The sequence below is a fragment of the Micromonospora sp. WMMA1996 genome (assembly GCF_002573675.1).
In the GTDB taxonomy this organism is placed as follows: domain Bacteria; phylum Actinomycetota; class Actinomycetes; order Mycobacteriales; family Micromonosporaceae; genus Micromonospora; species Micromonospora sediminicola.
In genome coordinates this window covers 301,886-321,403 of sequence record NZ_PDHU01000003.1, presented here as the reverse complement: position 1 = coordinate 321,403, position 19,518 = coordinate 301,886, and the positions used below count along the sequence as shown (strand labels likewise).

The 19,518-nt window shown below is 74.1% G+C and carries 17 protein-coding genes; all 17 read left to right on the top strand.

What is annotated here, in order from left to right; translation table 11 throughout:
* Positions 1 to 74: 74 nt before the first annotated feature.
* The 17 genes from COO58_RS21130 to COO58_RS21050 all read left to right on the top strand — a co-directional run bounded on the left by COO58_RS21130 (position 75) and on the right by COO58_RS21050 (position 19,354).
* A complete protein-coding gene (locus COO58_RS21130; RefSeq protein ID WP_091572240.1) occupies positions 75 to 1,007 on the top strand; it encodes an ABC transporter ATP-binding protein in 933 nt (310 codons plus the stop codon).
* A gap of 677 nt (positions 1,008 to 1,684) precedes the next feature.
* Positions 1,685 to 2,482 (top strand): ABC transporter permease, encoded by a 798-nt coding sequence (locus COO58_RS21125; protein ID WP_255292737.1) that lies wholly within the window; start codon positions 1,685 to 1,687, stop codon positions 2,480 to 2,482.
* Between the two features lie 11 nt (positions 2,483 to 2,493).
* A complete protein-coding gene (locus tag COO58_RS21120; RefSeq protein WP_091572244.1) occupies positions 2,494 to 3,300 on the top strand; it encodes an ABC transporter permease in 807 nt (268 codons plus the stop codon).
* Between the two features lie 63 nt (positions 3,301 to 3,363).
* Positions 3,364 to 4,380, top strand: a complete 1,017-nt coding sequence (locus COO58_RS21115) for a YihY/virulence factor BrkB family protein (protein WP_091572249.1) — start codon at positions 3,364 to 3,366, stop codon at positions 4,378 to 4,380.
* Positions 4,381 to 4,583: 203 nt separating this feature from the next.
* Positions 4,584 to 5,762, top strand: a complete 1,179-nt coding sequence (locus COO58_RS21110; protein WP_091572254.1) for an ROK family protein — start codon at positions 4,584 to 4,586, stop codon at positions 5,760 to 5,762.
* 206 nt (positions 5,763 to 5,968) lie between these two features.
* Complete coding sequence (locus tag COO58_RS21105) at positions 5,969 to 7,576, top strand: sugar ABC transporter ATP-binding protein (protein ID WP_098747348.1); 1,608 nt, start codon at positions 5,969 to 5,971, stop codon at positions 7,574 to 7,576.
* The gene (locus COO58_RS21100) at positions 7,573 to 8,661 is read left to right on the top strand and encodes an ABC transporter permease (protein WP_098746897.1); all 1,089 of its coding nucleotides are present in this window, start codon (positions 7,573 to 7,575) and stop codon (positions 8,659 to 8,661) included. The genes COO58_RS21105 and COO58_RS21100 overlap by 4 nt, the downstream gene beginning before the upstream one ends.
* 90 nt (positions 8,662 to 8,751) lie before the next feature.
* Positions 8,752 to 9,804 (top strand): substrate-binding domain-containing protein, encoded by a 1,053-nt coding sequence (locus COO58_RS21095; protein WP_091572263.1) that lies wholly within the window; start codon positions 8,752 to 8,754, stop codon positions 9,802 to 9,804.
* A gap of 20 nt (positions 9,805 to 9,824) precedes the next feature.
* Positions 9,825 to 11,024, top strand: a complete 1,200-nt coding sequence (locus tag COO58_RS21090) for a Gfo/Idh/MocA family protein (protein WP_098746895.1) — start codon at positions 9,825 to 9,827, stop codon at positions 11,022 to 11,024.
* 266 nt (positions 11,025 to 11,290) lie between these two features.
* Positions 11,291 to 12,439 (top strand): inositol-3-phosphate synthase, encoded by a 1,149-nt coding sequence (locus tag COO58_RS21085; RefSeq protein ID WP_098746894.1) that lies wholly within the window; start codon positions 11,291 to 11,293, stop codon positions 12,437 to 12,439.
* On the top strand, positions 12,436 to 13,347 hold the full coding sequence (locus tag COO58_RS21080) for an SCO3242 family prenyltransferase (protein ID WP_098746892.1): 912 nt from the start codon (positions 12,436 to 12,438) through the stop codon (positions 13,345 to 13,347). The genes COO58_RS21085 and COO58_RS21080 overlap by 4 nt, the downstream gene beginning before the upstream one ends.
* The gene (locus COO58_RS21075; RefSeq protein WP_098746890.1) at positions 13,344 to 14,216 is read left to right on the top strand and encodes a sugar phosphate isomerase/epimerase; all 873 of its coding nucleotides are present in this window, start codon (positions 13,344 to 13,346) and stop codon (positions 14,214 to 14,216) included. Before COO58_RS21080 ends, COO58_RS21075 begins: the two co-directional genes overlap by 4 nt.
* Positions 14,217 to 14,253: 37 nt before the next feature.
* Complete coding sequence (locus COO58_RS21070) at positions 14,254 to 14,859, top strand: EboA domain-containing protein (protein ID WP_098746888.1); 606 nt, start codon at positions 14,254 to 14,256, stop codon at positions 14,857 to 14,859.
* Position 14,860: 1 nt separating this feature from the next.
* On the top strand, positions 14,861 to 15,712 hold the full coding sequence (locus COO58_RS21065; RefSeq protein WP_098746886.1) for a TatD family hydrolase: 852 nt from the start codon (positions 14,861 to 14,863) through the stop codon (positions 15,710 to 15,712).
* Positions 15,712 to 16,899 (top strand): metabolite traffic protein EboE, encoded by a 1,188-nt coding sequence (eboE, locus tag COO58_RS21060; RefSeq protein ID WP_098746884.1) that lies wholly within the window; start codon positions 15,712 to 15,714, stop codon positions 16,897 to 16,899. The genes COO58_RS21065 and eboE overlap by 1 nt, the downstream gene beginning before the upstream one ends.
* Positions 16,896 to 18,290 (top strand): nucleotide pyrophosphatase/phosphodiesterase family protein, encoded by a 1,395-nt coding sequence (locus COO58_RS21055; RefSeq protein ID WP_098746882.1) that lies wholly within the window; start codon positions 16,896 to 16,898, stop codon positions 18,288 to 18,290. Before eboE ends, COO58_RS21055 begins: the two co-directional genes overlap by 4 nt.
* The gene (locus tag COO58_RS21050; protein ID WP_098746880.1) at positions 18,287 to 19,354 is read left to right on the top strand and encodes a polyprenyl synthetase family protein; all 1,068 of its coding nucleotides are present in this window, start codon (positions 18,287 to 18,289) and stop codon (positions 19,352 to 19,354) included. Before COO58_RS21055 ends, COO58_RS21050 begins: the two co-directional genes overlap by 4 nt.
* The last annotated feature ends 164 nt before the right edge of the window (positions 19,355 to 19,518 follow it).

The window sequence follows — 19,518 nt, the reverse complement described above, 5'->3', positions numbered from 1 at the left end:
CACCACGGAGCGTAGTGACGGTCACGCAACGTGCGGGCGCGCGGGTTGTCGGACCGGGCGGTTAGGGTCGGCCGGTGACCATCGGGCAACCACTCATCCAGGCGCGGGGGCTGGTGAAGCGGTTCGGCGACTTCACCGCCGTCGACGGCATCGACGTCGAGGTCCGTCGCGGCGAGGCGTTCGGCTTCCTCGGTCCCAACGGCGCGGGCAAGTCCTCCACCATGCGCATGATCGGTTGCATCTCCCCGCCGTCCGGGGGCGAGCTGCGCATCCTCGGGCTCGACCCGGTGCGCGACGGCCCGGCCATCCGGGCCCGGCTCGGGGTCTGCCCACAGCTCGACAGCCTCGACCCCGAGCTGACCGTCCGGGAGAACCTCACCACCTACGCGCGCTACTTCGGCATTCCGCGCCGGGTGGCCCGCGAGCGCGCCGCCGAGCTGCTCGACTTCGTCCAGCTCGCCGAGCGGGCCGAGAGTCGGGTCGACCCGCTGTCCGGCGGCATGAAGCGACGGCTGACGATCGCCCGCGCGCTGGTCAACGACCCGGAGATCGTGCTGCTCGACGAGCCCACCACCGGCCTCGACCCGCAGGCCCGGCACCTGGTCTGGGAGCGGCTGTTCCGGCTGAAGCAGCAGGGCGTGACGCTGGTGCTCACCACGCACTACATGGACGAGGCGGAGCAGCTCTGCGACCGCCTCGTGGTGATGGACGGCGGTCGGATCGTCGCCGAGGGGTCGCCGCGCGCCCTGATCGAGCGGCACGCCACCCGCGAGGTGGTCGAGCTGCGCTTCGCGGGCGACTCGCAGGAGGCGTTCGCCGGCAAGCTCGACGGGCTGGGTGAGCGCGTCGAGGTGCTGCCCGACCGCATCCTGCTCTATGTCGCCGACGGCGACGCCGCGGTGGCCGAGGTGTCCGCGCGCGGCCTGGACCCGGCCGGCGTGCTGGTGCGGCGCGGCAGCCTGGAGGACGTCTTCCTCCACCTCACCGGCCGCACCCTGATCGACTGACGCCCGGGCCGTTCGTGCGGCGCGGCCGGCTGTCCCAAGGACCGGCATGCCTCGTGACCCCGCCGAACCTGACGGAAGGTCGGTACCCGTGGTTGGTGGCCTTTTGCTCGTGGGGCCCGGGGCGGGTCACGAGGGCCGGGCTGTCCGGCTTGCTCGCGGGCCGGAGCCCTGCTCGCGGCGGTGAGGCGGTGGCGCGAGCGGAGGGTGCGCCCGCGCGGTCGCGTACCGGGGGTGTACGACGCCGCCCACGCCGCCGGCGATTCCGCGCCCGGACGGTCCCGCCCCGCCACCTCGGAACCGGACACCCACCCACCGGACAGGATCCGGCGCATCCCCCGAGGGGTGACACCCACCGCGTTCCACCCACCGCCCGTCAACTCCGTCGGTGGAACACCGTGGGTGTGTTCTGGCCTTGGGGGCACCCATGGCGTTCCACTCGTCGGCTGTTGACGCCGTGGGTGGAACACCATGGGTGCGTCCCGACTCGGACCATCTGCGCCGCCCCCCGGCGAGGGCGAGGCGCCACATGCCCGCCCGCCGAGATCTTGGAAGGAAACGGCCTCAGAGGGGCCTCGCACTTCCAAGATCTCCCACGGAAGCGGACACCCGCACCGCCGACGGGTCACGCTGGCGCCTGTCGTACCCGCCAGGTAGGAAGGTCGGCGGGGGTGGTGCGGGTGACGACGGCGACGGGCCGGGCCGGGGCGGGCTTGCCGCGGGTGCCGGCGGTGGCGGTGTTCGCCCACTACCTGGTCAACTACCGGCGCACGTGGCGGGCGGGCGTCTTCTCGTCCTTCCTGCTGCCGGTGCTCACGGTGGTCGGCTTCGGCTTCGGCGTCGGGGCCTACGTCGACCAGGGCGTCGACGGGGTGCCCTACCTGCCGTGGCTGGTGCCCGGCCTGATCGCCTCGACCGCCTTCCAGGTCGCCGTCGCCGAGTCGACCTGGCCGGTGCACAGCAACTTCAAGTGGGTGCGCACCTACCACGCCCAGGTCGCCGCGCCCCTGCGCACCGGTGACATCGTGGCCGGTCACCTGGGCTTCGTGCTGTTCCGGGTGGTCACCAGCGCGCTGGCGTTCCTGCTGGTGGCCGCCGTGTTCGGGGCGTTGCGGTCGCCCTGGGCGGTGGCCGTGGCGCCGCTCGCCCTGCTGCTCGGCCTGGCGGTGGCCGCGCCGGCCTTCGCGTTCAGCGCGTGGGTGCCGAGCGACAGCTACCTCGCGTTGCTGTTCCGGTTCGCGGTGATCCCGATGACGCTCTTCTCCGGGGTGTTCTTCCCGGTCGAGTCGATGCCGGCCGGGCTGCGGCCGGTCGCCTGGGCCACGCCGCTCTGGCACGGCGTGGACCTGTGCCGGGCCGCCACCCTGGGGGTCGCGCCCCGGTGGTCGGTCGCCGGTCACCTGCTCTACCTCGCCGCCTGGGCCGGCGCCGGCTGGTGGCTGGCGCTGCGGGCGTTCCGCCGTCAACTCGTCGTCTAGGAAGGGGTGTCGTGGTCGGTCTCGTCCTGCCCCGGCTGGCCGGCGTCACGGGGGCGCGCCGCTCCGCCGCGATCGCCGAGCGCAATCTCACCGCGCTGCGCAGCGCCTACTGGCTGGTGCTGGTCTCCGGCTTCCTGGAGCCGGTGCTCTACCTGCTGTCGATCGGCATCGGGGTGGGCGCGCTGGTCGGCGACCTGACGCTGCCCGGCGGTGCGGTGGTGTCCTACGCGGCGTTCGTCGCGCCGGCCATGCTGGCCTCCTCGGCGATGAGCGGCGCGCTGTCCGAGACCACGTTCAACTTCTTCGGCAAGATGAAATACATGAAGCTGTACGACGGGGTCATCGCGACCCCGGTGCAGCCGTTCGAGATCGCGCTCGGCGAGCTGGGCTGGGCGATGGCGCGGGGTGGCCTCTACTCGGCCGCGTTCCTGCTGATCATGGTGACGCTCGACCTGACCACCGCGTCGCGCGCGCTCGTCGCGTTCCCGGCGGCGGTGCTGGTGGGGTTCGCGTTCGGCGCGCTCGGCATGACGGTCGCCACGCTGCTGCGCAGTTGGCAGGATTTCGACCTGATGGGGTCGGCCCAGTTCACCCTCTTCCTCTTCTCCGGCACGTTCGTGCCCGCCGAGGCATACCCGGCGGCGCTGCGCTGGCTGGTCGAGCTGACCCCGCTCTACCGGTCGGTGCACCTGATCCGCGGCGTGTGCGTGGGGGAGCCCGGCTGGTCCTGGGTGCTCGACGTGGCCTACCTGGTGGCGTTGACCGGCGGCATGCTGGCGCTGGCCTCGCGGCGGATGGGCAGGTTGCTCTACCTGTAGCTGGTTACCGGGCCCGGCCGCGGGGCAAGTCGTGCAGGACGACACGACGACGAGGGAGGTGCGATGGCCGCCGACGAGTCTCCCGCCCGCGAGGGGCGCGAGCGCACCGGGCCGGTGGGGCCGGACGACGGCCCGGACAGCCCGACCGACCTGCCGGGCCCCGGTTGGGTGGCGACGCTCAAGCGGACCGTCCGGGAGTTCCAGGACGACAGCCTGACCGACTGGGCCGCCGCGCTGACCTACTACGGGGTGCTCTCGATCTTCCCGGGCGTGCTGGTGCTGATCTCGGTGCTCGGCCTGCTCGGCGAGCGGGCGACCCAGGGCGTGCAGGACACGGTCAACCAGGTGGTGCCGGAGCCCAACATCCGCACGATCATCGAGAGCGCGATCACGCAGGCCGGCGAGTCCGGCGGGCTGGCGAGCGTCGCGGCGGTGATCGGTCTGGTCGCCGCGTTCTGGTCGGCCTCCGGCTACGTGGCCGCGTTCATGCGCGCCTCGAACAGCATCTACGACGTGCCGGAGGGGCGGCCGATCTGGAAGACGCTGCCGATCCGCCTCGGCGTGACCGCGGTGATCGGCGTGATGCTGCTGGTCAGCGCCGTGATCGTGGTGTTCACCGGCGGCCTGGCCGAGCAGGCGGGCAACGCGATCGGGCTGGGCTCGACCGCGGTCACGGTGTGGAACATCGCCAAGTGGCCGGTGCTGCTGGTGCTGGTCAGCCTGATGTTCGCGATCCTCTACTGGGCGTCGCCGAACGCCCGGCACGGCGGCTTCCGCTGGGTCAGCCCCGGCGGCGTGCTCGCGGTGGTGCTCTGGCTGGTGGTGTCCGGCCTCTTCGCGCTCTACGTGAGCAACTTCGGCTCGTACAACAAAACGTACGGCGCCGTGGCCGGCGTGATCATCTTCCTGATCTGGCTCTGGCTGAGCAACATCGCCATCCTGCTCGGCGCGGAGTTCGACGCCGAGTTGGAGCGCAGCCGCGCCATCGCCGCCGGGCACCCGGCCGACGAGGAGCCCTACGTCGAGCTGCGCGACGACCGTAAGCTGCGGAAGAAGCGCAACGCGCCGACCCCCCGCTGACCACCCTCGCGTCGCCCCGCCCGGAGAACCGGGCGGGGCGACGCGTTTTCATGATCCGGAACACGCTTTTGTTCGTATGGACAAAAGTTTCCATCGGTTGTGCCGAAGCTATGGACACGTGACCCGGAAGGCTCCTACTGTGTCGGACACGACACATCGCCGTTGCGTCGATGTGAACGACTCCGATGCGGAGGTGAGCGCCGGTGCGGACGGTCGATCCCCTGCACGTACGGCTCCTGCGGCTGCTCCGGGACGAGGGCGCGGTCTCCCGCGCCGAGCTCGGCGACCGCCTCCAGATGCCCCGCCCGCGCCTGCTCGCCGAGCTGGAACGCCTGGTCGCCCTCGGCTACGTGGCCGAGGCCGGGCTGGCCGCCTCCCGGGGCGGGCGCCGCTCCACCCTGGTCGAGCTGAGCCCGCGCCTGCGCTTCGCCTCGGTCGACCTGGGCGCCAGCTCGATCGACGTCGAGGTGGTCAACGGGCGGCTGGAGCCGGTGACCGCGTACACCGAACCCGCCGACATCCGCTCCGGGCCCAAGGTGACCCTGCACCGGGTCAACGAGCTGCTGCACAAGGCCCGGGTGGACGGGGCGTACGAGCGGCTGGACGCGATCGGCATCGGCGTGCCCGGCCCGGTGAGCTTCCGCGACGGGGTCCCGGTGTCCCCGCCGATCATGCCCGGTTGGGACCGCTTCCCGGTCCGCGAGCTGCTGACCCGTGAGCACGGCTGCCCGGCGGTGGTCGACAACGACGTCAACATCATGGCCATCGGCGAGCGGCACGGCGGTGTCGCCCACTCGGTCGACGACTTCCTCTTCATCAAGATCGGCACCGGCATCGGCTGTGGCATCTATCTGCACGGCGAGGTCTACCGGGGCACCGACGGGTGCGCCGGCGACATCGGCCACATCCAGGTCGACCCGAACGGGCCGATGTGCTCCTGCGGCAACCTCGGCTGCCTCGAAGCGGTGTTCAGCGGCGCGGCGCTGGCCCGGGAGGCGACCGCCGCGGCCCGCGCCGAGGTCTCGCCGGCGCTGGTCGAGCGGCTCGCCGCCCGGGGCGTGGTGACCGCGCTCGACGTGGCACAGGGCGCGGTCGAGGGAGACGTCACCTGCATCCAGCTCATCCGCGACGGGGGTCGGCGGGTCGGCAGCGTGCTGGCCGGCCTGGTCAGCTTCACCAACCCGTCGATGATCGTGATCGGTGGCGGGCTGGCCCAGCTCGGCCACATCCTGCTCGCCGAGATCCGCAGCGTGGTCTACCGCCGCTCGCTGCCGCTGGCCACCGGCAACCTGCCGGTCGTCCTCTCCGAGCTGGGCCCACGCGCCGGCGTCGCCGGCGCGGCGGTGCTCGCCAGCGACGTCGCGTTCGGGGAAGCCGCATGACCGAACGCACCGAGCGCAGCGAGGGCCGTGAGGGCATGCCCGGTCAGCCCCGCATGACCGAACGCACCGAGCGCAGCGAGGGCCGTGAGGGCATGCCCGGTCAGCCCCGCATGACCGAACGCACCGAGCGCAGCGAGGGCCGTGAGGGCATGCCCGGTCAGCCCCGCATGACCGAACGCACCGAGCGCAGCGAGGGCCGTGAGGGCATGCCCGGTCAGCCCAGCGTGAGTGAGCGAGAGGAGGTCGAGGTGAGCACGAAGGAGCCGCTGGTCGAGGCGCCCGCCGACGCCGTCGCGGGCGAGGTGGTGCTGCGCCTCACCGACGTGGTCAAGACGTTCCCCGGCGTACGCGCGCTGGACGGCGTGCAGTTGCAGGTGCGGGCCGGCGAGGTGCACTGCCTGCTCGGGCAGAACGGCGCCGGCAAGTCCACCCTGATCAAGGTGTTGGCCGGCGTGCACCGGCCGGACTCCGGCGAGGTGGTGTGGCGGGGCGAGCCGGCGACGTTCGCCAACCCGCAGGCCGCGATGCGCGCCGGCATCGCCACGATCTACCAGGAACTCGACCTGGTCGACGACCTGTCGGTGGCGGAGAACGCGTTCCTCGGCCACGAGCCGCGCCGGTTCGGCTTCGTCCGGCGCGGGCTCATGGCCCGCCGTACCCGGCAGATCCTGGCCCGGCTCGGTCATCCGGAGATCCCGCCCGGCCGGCTGGTGCGGCACCTGCCGGCGGCGGGCAAGCAGATCGTCAGCATGGCCCGGGCCCTCTCCCACGAGGCCCGACTGATCATCATGGACGAGCCGAGCGCGGTGCTGGCCCACGACGAGGTGGGCAACCTGTTCCGGATCATCCGGGAACTCACCGCGCAGGGCATCGCGGTCATCTACATCTCGCACCGGATGGAGGAGATCCGCGAGATCGGCGACCGGGTCACCGTACTCAAGGACGGCCGGACCACGGCGGCGAGCCTGCCGGCCCGCGAGACGCCGACCCGCGACCTGGTCGCGCGGATGACCGGGCGGACCATCGAGTACGTCTTCCCGCAGCGCCCGGCCGCCGACGGCGCCGGCGCGGAACTGCTCCGGGTGGACGGGCTGACCCGGCACGGCGAGTTCGCCGACGTGTCGCTCGGGGTGCGCGCCGGGGAGATCGTCGGGATCGCCGGGCTGGTCGGTTCGGGCCGGTCGGAGCTGTTGGAGACCATCTTCGGGGCCCGTCGGGCGCAGGCGGGGACGGTCCGGGTCGACGGCCGGGCGCTGCGTCCGGGCAGCGTCGGCGCGGCGGTGCGGGCCGGCATGGGGATGGCGCCGGAGGAGCGCAAGAGCCAGGCGCTGCTGCTCGGCGAACCGATCTACCGCAACGTCACGCTGGCCACCTTCGGCCGCTACGCCCGTCTCGGCTTCACCGACGCCGCGCGGGAGCGGGCCGAGGCGGACCGGGTCGCCGCATCGCTGGAGCTGCGGCCCCGGGACGTACGCCGACCGGTGCGCACCCTCTCCGGCGGCAACCAGCAGAAGGTCGTGGTCGGCCGGTGGCTGCTCGGGGAGACCCGGCTGCTGCTGCTCGACGAGCCGACCCGGGGTGTGGACGTCGGCGCCCGGGCCGAGCTCTACCAGGTCATCCGGGACCTGGCCGCCCGGGGCGTCGGGGTGCTGCTGGTCTCCAGCGAGGTGCCCGAGGTGCTCGGCCTGGCCGACCGGGTGCTGGTCATGCGGGAGGGCCGGGTGGTCCGCGAGGCCCCGGCCGGCGAACTCGACGAGAACACCGTGCTCGACCTCGTCATGGCGGGGTCCCTCATGGAAGGCGCACCGGCATGAGTGACGTCACTGATACCGCGCTGCCCGCGCAGTCGCCGCCGGTGGACCGGGCGGAGACCGCCAAGGCCGAGGCCGGGGCCCGGCTCTCCTGGTGGCGTGGCGACGGCGGGGAGGGCGCGAAGCGCAACCTCGGCCTGCTCGCCACGCTGGTGGTGCTGGTCGTCATCGGCATCCTGACCCGCCCCGACCTCTACGGCGACCCGAACTGGGTGTGGGGAAACACGCTCACCATCCTCAAGCTCGCCTCGGTGGTCGGCGTGGTCACCGTCGGGATGACCTTCGTGATCATCGGCGGCGGCATCGACCTGTCGGTCGGCGCGATCGTGGCGCTGGCCGGGGTCTGGTGCACCACGGTGGCGACCCAGAGCTACGGCGCCGGCGGCATGATCTTCAGCGCGCTGACCGTGGGGTTGGCCGTCGGCGTGGTCAACGGGCTGCTCATCTCGTACGGGCGGCTGGTGCCGTTCATCGCCACGCTGGCCATGCTGGTGGCCGCGCGGGGGCTGGCCGCGGAGATCTCCGACAAGCAGACCCAGGTCTCCACCAGCTCGTTCATCAACGGCATCGCGACCACCAAGGTGCTCGGCATCCCGCTGCTGGTCTACATCCTGGTCGCGGTGGTCGCGGCCGGCTGGGTGCTGCTGAACCGGACCACGTTCGGCCGCCGCACGGTGGCGGTCGGCGGCAACCCGGAGGCGGCCCGGCTCGCCGGCATCAACGTCCGCCGGCACACCGTGCTCCTCTACGCGCTCTCCGGCCTCTGCTGCGGCATCGCCGCGGTCATGCTGACCGCGCAGGCCACCTCCGCCCAGGCGGCGATGGCGAACCTCTACGAGCTGGACGCGATCGCCGCCGCGATCATCGGCGGCACGCTGCTCAGCGGCGGGCGGGGCACCATCATCGGCTCCCTGCTCGGGGTGATCATCTTCTCCACGATCACGAACCTTTTCGCCATCAACAACCTCTCCGCCGAGGCCCAGAACATGGTCAAGGGCGGCATCATCGTCGCCGCCGTCCTGGTCCAGCAGGTGCAGTTCCGCAGCCTGACCCAGTTCCTCGCCCGCAACCGGGCCACCACCACCTGATCCCACCGCGCACGCCGGCCGCCGTCGACCCGACGGTGGTCCGACCCACCGCACCCGAAAACACCCCACCACCTCATCCAGGAGGTCGTCATGAGAACACCGCGCCACGATCTGTCCCGCCGCCGGTTGCTCTTCGGTGGAGCCGCGGTCTCCGCCGGGGTGCTGCTCGCCGGCTGCACCAGCAACGAGCAGACCCCGACGGAGGCGCAGACGAAGGCCGCCGCGACCGGTGGCAACACCGAGCCGGGCAAGAAGGTGACCATCGGTTTCTCCGCCCCGGCCGCCGACCACGGCTGGATCGCCGCCATCACCAACAACGCCAAGGCGCAGGCCGGGGCGTACTCGGACGTGGAGCTGAAGTCGGTGGAGGCCGGCGCGGACGCGGCGGCCCAGCGGGCCGCGCTGTCCACGCTGATCTCCCAGAAGCCGGACGTGATCGTGCTGCTGCCGCACGACGGCAAGGAGCTCAACGCGTTCGGCCTGGAGGCGATGAAGGCCGGCATCCCGGTGGTCAACCTGGACCGGGCCTTCCCCGACGCGCGGGCCTACCGCCTCCAGATCAAGGGCGACAACTACGGCATGGGGGTGGCCGCCGCCACCTACATCGCCGAGCAGCTCAAGGCCAAGGGCGTGAGCAACCCGGTGATCGGTGAGATCCCCGGCATCGAGTCGCTGGAGCTGACCCAGGAACGCTCCAAGGGCTTCGCCGACACGCTCGCCTCCTACGGGCTGAAGGTCGCCAACCGGCGGCCGGCCGAGTTCACCGTGGACTCCGGCCAGCAGGCCGCCACCGGTCTGTTCCAGGCCCTGCCGAAGATCGACGCGGTCTGGAACCACGACGACGACCAGGGCATCGGCGTGCTCGCCGCGGTCAACCAGGCCAACCGCAAGGAGTTCTTCATGGTCGGCGGCGCCGGCTCGAAGAAGGCCATGGAGGACATCGCCGCCGACAGCACGGTGCTCAAGGCCACCGTCACCTACAGCCCGTCGATGGCCTCCTCGGCCATCTCCCTGGCCCGCCTGATCGGCCAGGGCAAGGGCATGTCCGACCTGGTCGAACTCCAGGTACCGAAGGAGATCGTGCTCTCCTCCGAGACGATCACCAAGGAGAACGCGGGCGACTACCTGAAGCTCGGGTTCTGACACACGGGGGGAGACCCACCTTGTCCACTCACGACAGGATCCTGCGGGTCGGCATGGTCGGCTACGCGTTCATGGGCGCCGCGCACTCACAGGCGTGGCGCACCGTGAACCGGGTGTTCGACCTGCCGGCGCGGGTGCGGATGTCGCTCGTCTGCGGCCGGGACGAACCGAAGGTGGCCGAGGCCGCCGACCGGCTCGGCTGGGACGGCTACACCACTGACTGGCGGCGACTCGTCGAGTCCGACGAGATCGACGTGGTCGACATCTGCACACCGGGGGACAGCCACGGCGAGATCGCGCTGGCCGCGTTGGCCGCGGGCAAGCACGTGCTGTGCGAGAAGCCGCTGGCCAACACCGTCGCCGAGGCCCGGGAGATGACGGCCGCCGCCGAACGGGCCCGGGAGTCCGGGGTACGCGCCATGTGCGGCTTCAACTACCGGCGGGTGCCCGCGGTCGCCCTGATGCGGCAGCTGGTCGCCGACGGTCGGCTCGGCGAGATCCGGCACGTCCGGGCGGTCTACCTCCAGGACTGGATCGTCGACCCGCAGTTCCCGCTGGTCTGGCGGTTGCAGAAGGACAGGGCGGGCTCCGGTGCGCTCGGCGACATCGGCGCGCACATCATCGACCTGACCCAGTACGTGACCGGCCAGCTCATCACCGGGGTCAGCGCGATCACCGAGACGTTCGTCCGCCAGCGGCCCCTGGTCGCCGGGTCGAGCGGTCTGGCCGCGCGGGCCGACGGCAACGGCAGCGCGACGGGCGAGGTCACGGTGGACGACGCGGCGGTCTTCGTGGCCCGGCTCGACGGTGGCGCGCTCGCCACCTACGAGGCCACCCGGTTCGCCACCGGCCGCAAGAACGCCCTGCGGGTCGAGATCAACGGCTCGCGCGGCAGCGTCGTGTTCGACCTGGAACGCCTCAACGAGCTGGAGTTCCTGGACGCCACCCGGCCCGCCGCCGAGCAGGGCTTCAGCCGGATCCTGGTGACCGAGGCGGACCACCCGTACCTGTCGGCGTGGTGGCCGCCGGGCCACATCATCGGCTACGAGCACTCCTTCACCCACCAGATGCGGGACTTCGTCGAGGCGGTCGCCACCGGCGCCGACCCGGCTCCGTCGTTCGCCGACGCGTTGCAGGTCCAGCTCGTGCTCGGCGCGGTCACCCGCTCGGCCGAGCGGGCCGCGTGGACGGAGGTGACACCCGCCCTGGCCGAGGTGTGACGCCGGGCCCCCGCTCACCCAGCCGGGAGAGGCGGGGGCCCGACCGGACACCTCCCGCGCGGCGCGGCAGCGCCGCCGACAGCCTTCCGGCGCCGGCCGGCGAGGGCCCGCCGCGGTTGCGCCCCGCGGCGGGGACGAGGCCGGCTCCGGGGAGCGTGCCGCCGGAGGCCCTCCGGGTGGCACGACCAGCACGGCCCTCCGGTGCGGCCGGACCGGGATTCCCCGGCCGCACCGGTGGACCGGCACCGACCTGGGGAGGTAGCGCGATGCGTACAGGTGTCTGGCTGGTCGGAGCACGTGGCTCGGTCGCGACCACCAGCGTGGTCGGGGCGCTCGCCCTGCGGGCCGGGCTGACCGCGCCGACCGGCTGCGTCACCGAACTTCCCGCGCTGCGCGGACCCGCGCTGCCGGGCTTCACCGACCTCGTCTTCGGCGGCCACGACGTGGTCGCCACCCCGCTCACCAAACGCGCCGAGGCGCTCGCCGCCGCCGGGGTGCTGCCCGCCCGGCTGGCCGACGCCGTGGCGCCGGAGCTGGCCGCCGTGGAGGCGGCGCTGCGCCCCGCGCCGACCGACGGTGGCCCGGGCGACCGGATCGCCGCCGTGGTCCGCGACCTCACCGACTTCCGCCGCCGCCACGAGCTGGAGCGGGTGGTGGTGGTCAACGTCGCCGCCACCGAGCCGGCGCCCGCCCCGCACCCGGCCCACCACGACCCGGCCGCGCTGCGCGCCGCGCTGGCCGGTCCGGTCGACGTGCTGCCGGCCAGCTCCCGCTACGCGTACGCGGCGTTCACCGCCGGCTGCCCGTACGTCGACTTCACCCCGTCCACCGGCGCCCGGCTGCCGGCCCTGGTGGCGCTGGCCGACGAGCGCGGACTGCCGTACGCCGGGCACGACGGCAAGACCGGCGAGACGCTGCTCAAGTCGGTGCTGGCGCCGATGTTCGCGATGCGGCACCTGGCCGTGCGTTCCTGGTCCGGGACGAACCTGCTCGGCGGCGGTGACGGCGCCACGTTGGCCGAGCCCGCCGCCAACGCGGCCAAGGTGGGCAGCAAGCAACGGGTCCTCGCCGAGACGCTCGGCTACCTGCCGCAGGGCAGCACCCGGATCGACTACGTCGAGGAACTGGGCGACTTCAAGACGGCCTGGGACCTGGTCACGTTCGCCGGCTTCCTCGGCACCGGGATGCGGATGGAGTTCACCTGGCACGGCTGCGACTCCGCGTTGGCCGCTCCGCTGGTGCTCGACCTGGCCCGGCTCACCGCCGCCGCGCACGCCGCCGGCCGCCGGGGCGCGCTGGCCGAGCTGGCGTTCTTCTTCAAGGACCCGCTCGGCGACACCGGGCACGCGCTCGGTGAGCAGTGGGCGGTGCTGTGCGACTTCGTCGCCGGTCTGCACGCCGGGGTGACCCGGTGACCCGGCTGGCCGACCTGGTCGAGCTGGTCCGGGCGCCGGCCGCGCTCTCGGTGCCCGGGGACGTGGTGGCCGGCGGCGCGGCGGCCGGTGCGCTCGACCGGCGTACGCCGGCGCTGGCCGGCGCGTCGGTGCTGCTCTACTGGGCCGGGATGGCCGCCAACGACTGGGCGGACCGGCGGCTGGACGCGGTCGAGCGTCCGGAGCGGCCGATCCCGTCCGGCCGGGTCCGCCCGGCCGTCGCATTGGGCGTCGCGGCCGGCCTCACCGCCGCCGGCCTCGCCGTCGCCACCGCCGCCGGGGGCCGCCGGGCGGCGGCCGTCGCGTTCCCGCTCGCGGCCACCATCTGGGGGTACGACCTGCGGGCCAAGGACACCGCCGCCGGTCCGGCGGTGATGGCCGCCTGTCGGGGCCTGGACGTGCTGCTCGGCGCGACGGGTGGCCGTGCCGCGCGGGCGTTGCCGGCCGCGCTGACCGTCGCCGCGCACACCTGGACCGTCACCGCGCTGTCCCGCCGCGAGGTGACCGGGATGCCGGACCGGCGGTTGCCGGGCCTCACGATGGCCGGCACCGCGCTCATCGCGGTCGCCGCCCCGGGCCGGCCGCCCGTGTTAAGCGGGGCCCCCTCCTCTACCGGAGGCGTTAAAAGGGGGCCCTTCCTTCAGCTTGGTGCGCTGGTGCCGGCCGTGCTCGCCGCCGGCTACGCGGCCCGGTACGGCCGGGCGCAGGCCCGGGTGCTCGCCGACCCGGCGCCGGCGCGGGTGCGGGCCGCCGTCGGCGCCGGCATCACCGGGCTGCCCGCGTTGCAGGGCGCGCTGACCGCCCGGGCCGGCGCGCGGCTGCTCGGCCTCGCCGTCGCCGGGGCCGCCCCACTCGGTCGCCGCCTGGCCCGACTCGTCTCCCCGACATGACCGCCGCGACTCCGTCCGGGCCAAGCCGGCTGCGCTTCGGGTACGGCACCAACGGCTTCGCCAACCACCGCCTCGGTGACGCGTTCGCGGTCCTGGCCGACCTCGGGTACGAGGGCGTCGCGCTCACCCTGGACCACGACCACCTGGACCCGTTCGCCCCCGGGCTGGCCCGCCGGGTGGCCGCCGTGCGCCGCCGGCTCGACGCCCTGGGGTTGGCCGTGGTGGTCGAGACCGGGGCCCGCTACCTGCTCGACCCCTGGCACAAGCACGCCCCGACGCTGCTGCACGACGACCCCGCCCGCCGGCTGGAGTTCCTGCGCCGGGCGGTCCGGGTCGGCGCGGACCTGGGTGCCGAGGCGGTCTCCTTCTGGGCCGGCGTACGCCCGCCGCGGGTGCCGCCGCCCGTCGCCCGGGACCGCCTGGTCGCCGGCTGCGCCACCGTCTGCGCCGAGGCGGAGGCGGTCGGCGTGCCGCTGGGCTTCGAACCGGAGCCGGGCATGCTGGTGGCGGACATCGCCGACTGGTGGTGGCTGCGCGACGCGCTCGGCGCGCCGCCCGGCTTCGGTATCACCCTCGACATCGGACACTGTCGCTGCCTGGAGCCGCGGCCGGTGCCCGAGTGCGTGACGGCTGTCGCCGACCACCTGGTCAACGTGCAGATCGACGACATGCGCCGGGGCGTGCACGAGCACCTGGAGTTCGGTGCCGGGGAGATCGACTTCCCGCCGGTGCTGCGCGCCCTGACCGACGCCGGCTACCCCGGCCTGGTGGCCGTGGAGCTGCCCCGGCACTCGCACGCCGCCCCGACCGTCGCCGCCCGCTCGCTGGACTTCCTGCGCGCCGCCGCCCGGCGCGGCGAGGGGCGGTGACCGACCACCTTCCAGCACCCGGCAGAGGGGAGACGGCATGACACCCGACCGACTGCGCGCCGCGCTGCGGGGCGTACCCGATCCGCAGTGGCTGGACGCGGCGCTGCGCCGCGTCGCGACCGAACCCGCCACGATCCCGCGTTTCTTCGCCGCCGCCGCCCGGCGGTGCGGGCGTGGGCCGGTGCCCGACCCGCCCGGCTGGACCGTCGACGAGGCGGCCCGGGCGCTGCTGCTCACCGCGCTGCCCGACGGCCACGCCGGCGCGGCCGAGGCGCTCTACCGGCACGGCGACGCGGCCGAGCGGCGGGCCGTGCTGCGCGCGCTGCCGCTGCTGCCGATCGGGGCGGAGTGCGTGCCGCTGCTGCACGACGCGATCCGCACCAACGACACCCGGCTGGTCGCCGCCGCGCTCGGCCCCTACGCCCGGCACCTGGAGCAGCCGGCCTGGCGGCAGGCGGTGCTCAAGTGCGTGTTCGCCGGGGTGCCGCTGGCCGTGGTCGACGACCTGACCGGCCGGGCCGACGCCGAGCTGGCCCAGATGCTGGCCGCGTTCGCCGCCGAGCGGCACGCCGCCGGCCGGACCATGCCCGCCGACGCGACCGAGCTGCTGCACCGACTGACCATCACCACCACGGAGGCGTGACATGCGCATCTTCGACCCGCACATCCACATGACGTCGCGGACCACCGACGACTACGAGCGGATGGCCGCCGCCGGCGTGCGCGCGGTGGTCGAGCCGGCGTTCTGGCTGGGTCAACCGCGCACCAGCGTGGACAGCTTCGTCGACTACTTCGACTCGCTGATCGGCTGGGAACCGTTCCGGGCCGGGCAGTTCGGCGTCCGGCACCACGCCACCGTGGCGCTCAACCCGAAGGAGGCCAACGACCCGCGCTGCCGCCCGGTGCTCGACGTGCTGCCGCGCTACCTGGACAAGGACGGCGTGGTCGCGGTCGGCGAGATCGGCTACGACGCGATGACCCCGGCCGAGGACGCCGCGCTGGCCGGGCAGCTCGCGCTGGCCGTCGGGCACGACCTGCCCGCGCTGGTGCACACCCCGCACCGGGACAAGGCGCGCGGCGTCGAGCGCACCCTCGCCGTGGTCGCCGAGTCGGGCATCGAGCCCGGGCGGGTGCTGATCGACCACCTCAACGAGGTCACCGTGAAGCTGGTCCGGGACACCGGCTGCTGGCTGGGTTTCTCCATCTACCCGGAGACCAAGATGTCGCCGCCCCGGATGGTCGAGTTGCTGCGCGCGTACGGCACCGAGCGGATGCTGGTCAACTCGGCCGCCGACTGGGGGCGCTCCGACCCGCTGCTCACCCGGGCCACCGGGGAGGCGATGCTGGCCGCCGGGTTCGACGACGACGACGTGGACCGGGTGCTGTGGCGCAACCCGGTGGAGTTCTACGGCCAGTCCGGGCGGCTCGACCTCGCCGACCTGGACGCCCCGGCGCCCACCTTCGCCGGCAACTCGATCCTGCGCGGGGGCGAGTGATGCGGCTGCGGCACCCGGACGGCACCACCGTCCATCTCGGCTACTGCACGAACGTCCACCCCGCCGAGGACCTGCCGGGCGTCCTCGCCCAGCTCGACACGTACGCGGTGGCGGTGCGCCGGGCGCTCGACGCCGACCTGCTCGGGCTGGGGCTCTGGCTGGCCGCGCCGGTGGCCGCCGCGCTCGCCGCCGACCCGGCGGCCCGCCGTCGGCTGCGCCACGAGCTGACCGTACGCGGGCTGGAGGTGGTCACGCTCAACGGCTTCCCGTACGCGGCGTTCCAGGCCCCGGTGGTCAAGGGCGCGGTCTACCACCCGGACTGGACCACGTCGCAGCGGCTGGCGTACACCCTGGACCTGGCCCGGGTGCTGGCCGACCTGCTGCCCGACGACGCGGCCCGGGGCTCCGTCTCGACGCTGCCGCTGGCGTGGCGCACCCCGTGGGACGCGGGGCGGGCGGACACCGCCCGCCGCCGGCTGGACGCGCTCGCCGCCGGGCTGGCCACCGTGCAGCGGGACACCGGCCGGGTGGTCCGGGTCGGCTTCGAACCGGAACCGGGCTGTCTGGTGGAGTCCACGGGACAGGCACGCGCGGTATTGTCAGCCATGGATACCGACCGGCTCGGGATCTGTCTGGACCTGGCGCACCTCGCGTGCGCCTGGGAGGAGCCGGTCGACGCGCTGGCCCGGCTGCGCGACGCCGGGCTGCCGGTGGTCAAGGTGCAGGTCTCCGCCGCCGTCGAGGCGGCCGACCCGGCCGGTTCCACCGACGCGCTGCGCCGCTTCGTCGAGCCGAGGTTCCTGCACCAGACCCGGGCGGCGGGCTGCGCCGGCGCCACCGACCCGGCCGACCCGGCGTGGGCCGCCGACGACCTCGACGCGGCGCTCGACGCGCGGCTGCCCGGGTCGTGGCGGGTGCACTACCACGTGCCGCTGCACGCCCCACCCGAGCCGCCGTTGCGCTCCACCGTGCCGGTGCTGCGGTCCGCCCTCTCCGCGCTCCTCGCCGGCCCGGCCGCCGGCTGCGACCACCTCGACGTGGAGACGTACACCTGGGGCGTGCTGCCGCAGGCGCGGCGGCCGCGCGGCGACGCGGAGCTGGCCGCCGGCATCGCCGCCGAGCTGGCCTTCGCCCGCGACGAACTGGTCGCGATCGGGCTGTCCACGGCGGCCGGGGTTCCCTCATGAGCCGCCGGCTGGTGGTGCTCGACGTGGTCGGGCTGACGCCCCGGCTGCTGGCCCACATGCCCCGGCTGCGCGCGGTGGCCGAGGCCGGGTTCACCGCCGAGCTGGGCACCGTGCTGCCGGCGGTGACCTGCTCGGCGCAGGCCACGTTCCTCACCGGGGAGCTGCCCGCCGGGCACGGCGTGGTGGGCAACGGCTGGTACTTCCGCGACCTCGGCGAGGTGCTGCTCTGGCGGCAGCACCACGCGCTGGTCGGCGGTGAGAAGGTGTGGCAGGCGGCCCGCCGGGTGGAGCCGGGCTACCGCGTCGCCAACGTCTGCTGGTGGTACGCGATGGGCGCCGACGTGGACTGGACGGTCACGCCGCGCCCGGTCTACCACGCCGACGGACGCAAGGAGCCGGACTGCTGGACCGACCCGCCCGAGCTGCGGGACACGCTGACCGACGCGCTCGGCACGTTTCCGCTGTTTACCTACTGGGGGCCGGGCGCCGGGCTGCCGTCGTCGGCCTGGATCAGCCGGGCGGCGCAGCGCATCATGGCCGACCACGCCCCCGACCTGACCCTGGTCTACCTGCCGCACCTCGACTACGACCTGCAACGGTTCGGGCCCTCCGACCCCCGGGCCGCCGCCTCGGCGGCCGAGCTGGACGCGGTGCTCGGCCCGCTGCTGGACGCGGCCCGGGAGCGGGACGCGACGATCGTCGCGCTCTCCGAGTACGGCATCACCGACGTCTCCCGCCCGGTGGACGTCAACCGGATGCTGCGGTCCGAGGGCCTGCTGCGGGTGTACACCCAGGCCGGGATGGAATACCTGGACCCGTGGACGTCGCGGGCGTTCGCGGTGGCCGACCACCAGGTGGCGCACGTCTACGTGCGGGACCCGGCGGACGTGCCGGCGGTGGCGAAGCGCTGCGCCGCGCTGCCGGGCGTCGCCGAGGTGCTGGACGCCGCCGGGCAGGCCGGCCACGGGCTGGACCACCCCCGCTCCGGCGAGCTGGTGCTGGTGGCCGAGCCGGATGCCTGGTTCACCTACTACTACTGGCTGGACGACGCCCGGGCGCCCGACTTCGCCCGGCTGGTCGAGATCCACCGCAAGCCCGGCTACGACCCGGCCGAGCTGTTCTTCGACCCGGCCGCCCCGGGTGCGGCGAAACGGCGGGCGGCGGTGGCGCTGGCCCGCAAGAAGCTCGGCCTGCGCTACCTGATGAGCGTGGTGGGGCTGGACGCCGGGGCGCGGGCGGTGCGCGGCTCGCACGGCCGGCTGCCCGCCGACCCGGCGGACGGTCCGGTGCTGCTCTGCTCCGACCCGGCCGCGACCCGGGCCCGGGTCGCGGCGACCGACGTCAAGGCGTTGCTGCTCCAGCTCGCCGGACTGGCCCGGGAGGCGCCATGACCGTCACCGTCGTACCGACCGACCCGGCCCTGCTGCGGGGTCGCTTCGACGCCGCGCTCGCCGCGTTCCTGGACGCGCGTGGGCCGGGTCGGCCGGACGACGGGACGGGGGCCGTCCACGCCGAGATACGCCGGTTCGTGCTGGCCGGGGGCAAGCGGCTGCGGCCGTTGTTCTGCTACTGGGGCTGGCGGGGCTTCGGCGGCCCGGACGGCCGGCCGATCGTGGTCGCCGCGGCGGCGCTGGAGCTGTTCCACGCGTTCGCGCTGATCCACGACGACATCCTGGACCGCAGCGACCGCCGCCGGGGCGAGCCGACGGTGCACCGGCACTTCGCCGATCTGCACGCCCGCTCCGGGTGGCGGGGCGACCCGGCGGCGTACGGCCGGCAGGCCGCGCTGCTCTGCGGTGACCTCTGCGCGACCTGGTCGGCCCAGATGTTCCACGGCTGCGGGCTGCCGGCCGAGCGGCTGCGTCGGGGTCACGCCCTGCTGTCCCGGATGCGGACCGAGGTGATCGCGGGGGAGTACCTGGACGTGACCGCGGCGGCCGGGGACGGCTCGGTGGCGAGCGCGCTGGCGGTGGTGCGGCTGAAGACGGCCCGCTACACCGTCACCCGGCCGGTGCAGGTCGGCGCCGCGCTGGCCGGGGCGGGCCCGGGGGAGGTGGCCGCGCTGGCCGGCTTCGGCGATCCGCTCGGCGACGCGTTCCAGCTCCGCGACGACCTGCTCGGCGTCTTCGGTGACCCGGCGGTGACCGGCAAGTCCGACCTGGACGACCTGCGGGAGGGCAAGCCCACCGTGCTGATGGCGCTGGCCCGGGCGACGGCCGACCCGGCCGGCGCGGCCCGGCTGCGGAAGCTGGTCGGCGACCCGGGCCTGGGTCGGGCCGGGGCTGCCGAGGTGCGGGCCGTCGTCGAGGCGTGCGGGGCGCGCGACGCGGTGGAGCGGATGATCCGGGTCCGGGCGGACGAGGCGCTGGCCGCGCTGGACGGGTTGCCGCTGGACGAGCCGGCGCGGCGGGCCCTGACCACGCTCGCGTACCGGGCCGTGGACCGACGCCAGTGACGCCAACTTTTGACGCGTTCCGACAAAAGTGTTTCCGGAACCAGCAGAAGCTATGGACAGGCCAATCGAAAGCCCTTAATGTCGTGCGCAGCACAGAGCTGTTTCGTCGAGGTGAACGCCCGCACCGCCCCGCCTCGTCGAGGTGACCACCGGCCCCGTCGGAG

Coding starts and splice junctions, on each gene's coding strand:
- COO58_RS21065 (WP_098746886.1), top strand. CDS start 14,861: ATGCGCATCTTCGACCCGCACATCCACATGACGTCGCGGACCACCGAC.
- COO58_RS21100 (WP_098746897.1), top strand. CDS start 7,573: ATGAGTGACGTCACTGATACCGCGCTGCCCGCGCAGTCGCCGCCGGTG.
- COO58_RS21050 (WP_098746880.1), top strand. CDS start 18,287: ATGACCGTCACCGTCGTACCGACCGACCCGGCCCTGCTGCGGGGTCGC.
- COO58_RS21075 (WP_098746890.1), top strand. CDS start 13,344: ATGACCGCCGCGACTCCGTCCGGGCCAAGCCGGCTGCGCTTCGGGTAC.
- eboE (WP_098746884.1), top strand. CDS start 15,712: ATGCGGCTGCGGCACCCGGACGGCACCACCGTCCATCTCGGCTACTGC.
- COO58_RS21105 (WP_098747348.1), top strand. CDS start 5,969: ATGCCCGGTCAGCCCAGCGTGAGTGAGCGAGAGGAGGTCGAGGTGAGC.
- COO58_RS21095 (WP_091572263.1), top strand. CDS start 8,752: ATGAGAACACCGCGCCACGATCTGTCCCGCCGCCGGTTGCTCTTCGGT.
- COO58_RS21070 (WP_098746888.1), top strand. CDS start 14,254: ATGACACCCGACCGACTGCGCGCCGCGCTGCGGGGCGTACCCGATCCG.
- COO58_RS21055 (WP_098746882.1), top strand. CDS start 16,896: ATGAGCCGCCGGCTGGTGGTGCTCGACGTGGTCGGGCTGACGCCCCGG.
- COO58_RS21115 (WP_091572249.1), top strand. CDS start 3,364: ATGGCCGCCGACGAGTCTCCCGCCCGCGAGGGGCGCGAGCGCACCGGG.
- COO58_RS21085 (WP_098746894.1), top strand. CDS start 11,291: ATGCGTACAGGTGTCTGGCTGGTCGGAGCACGTGGCTCGGTCGCGACC.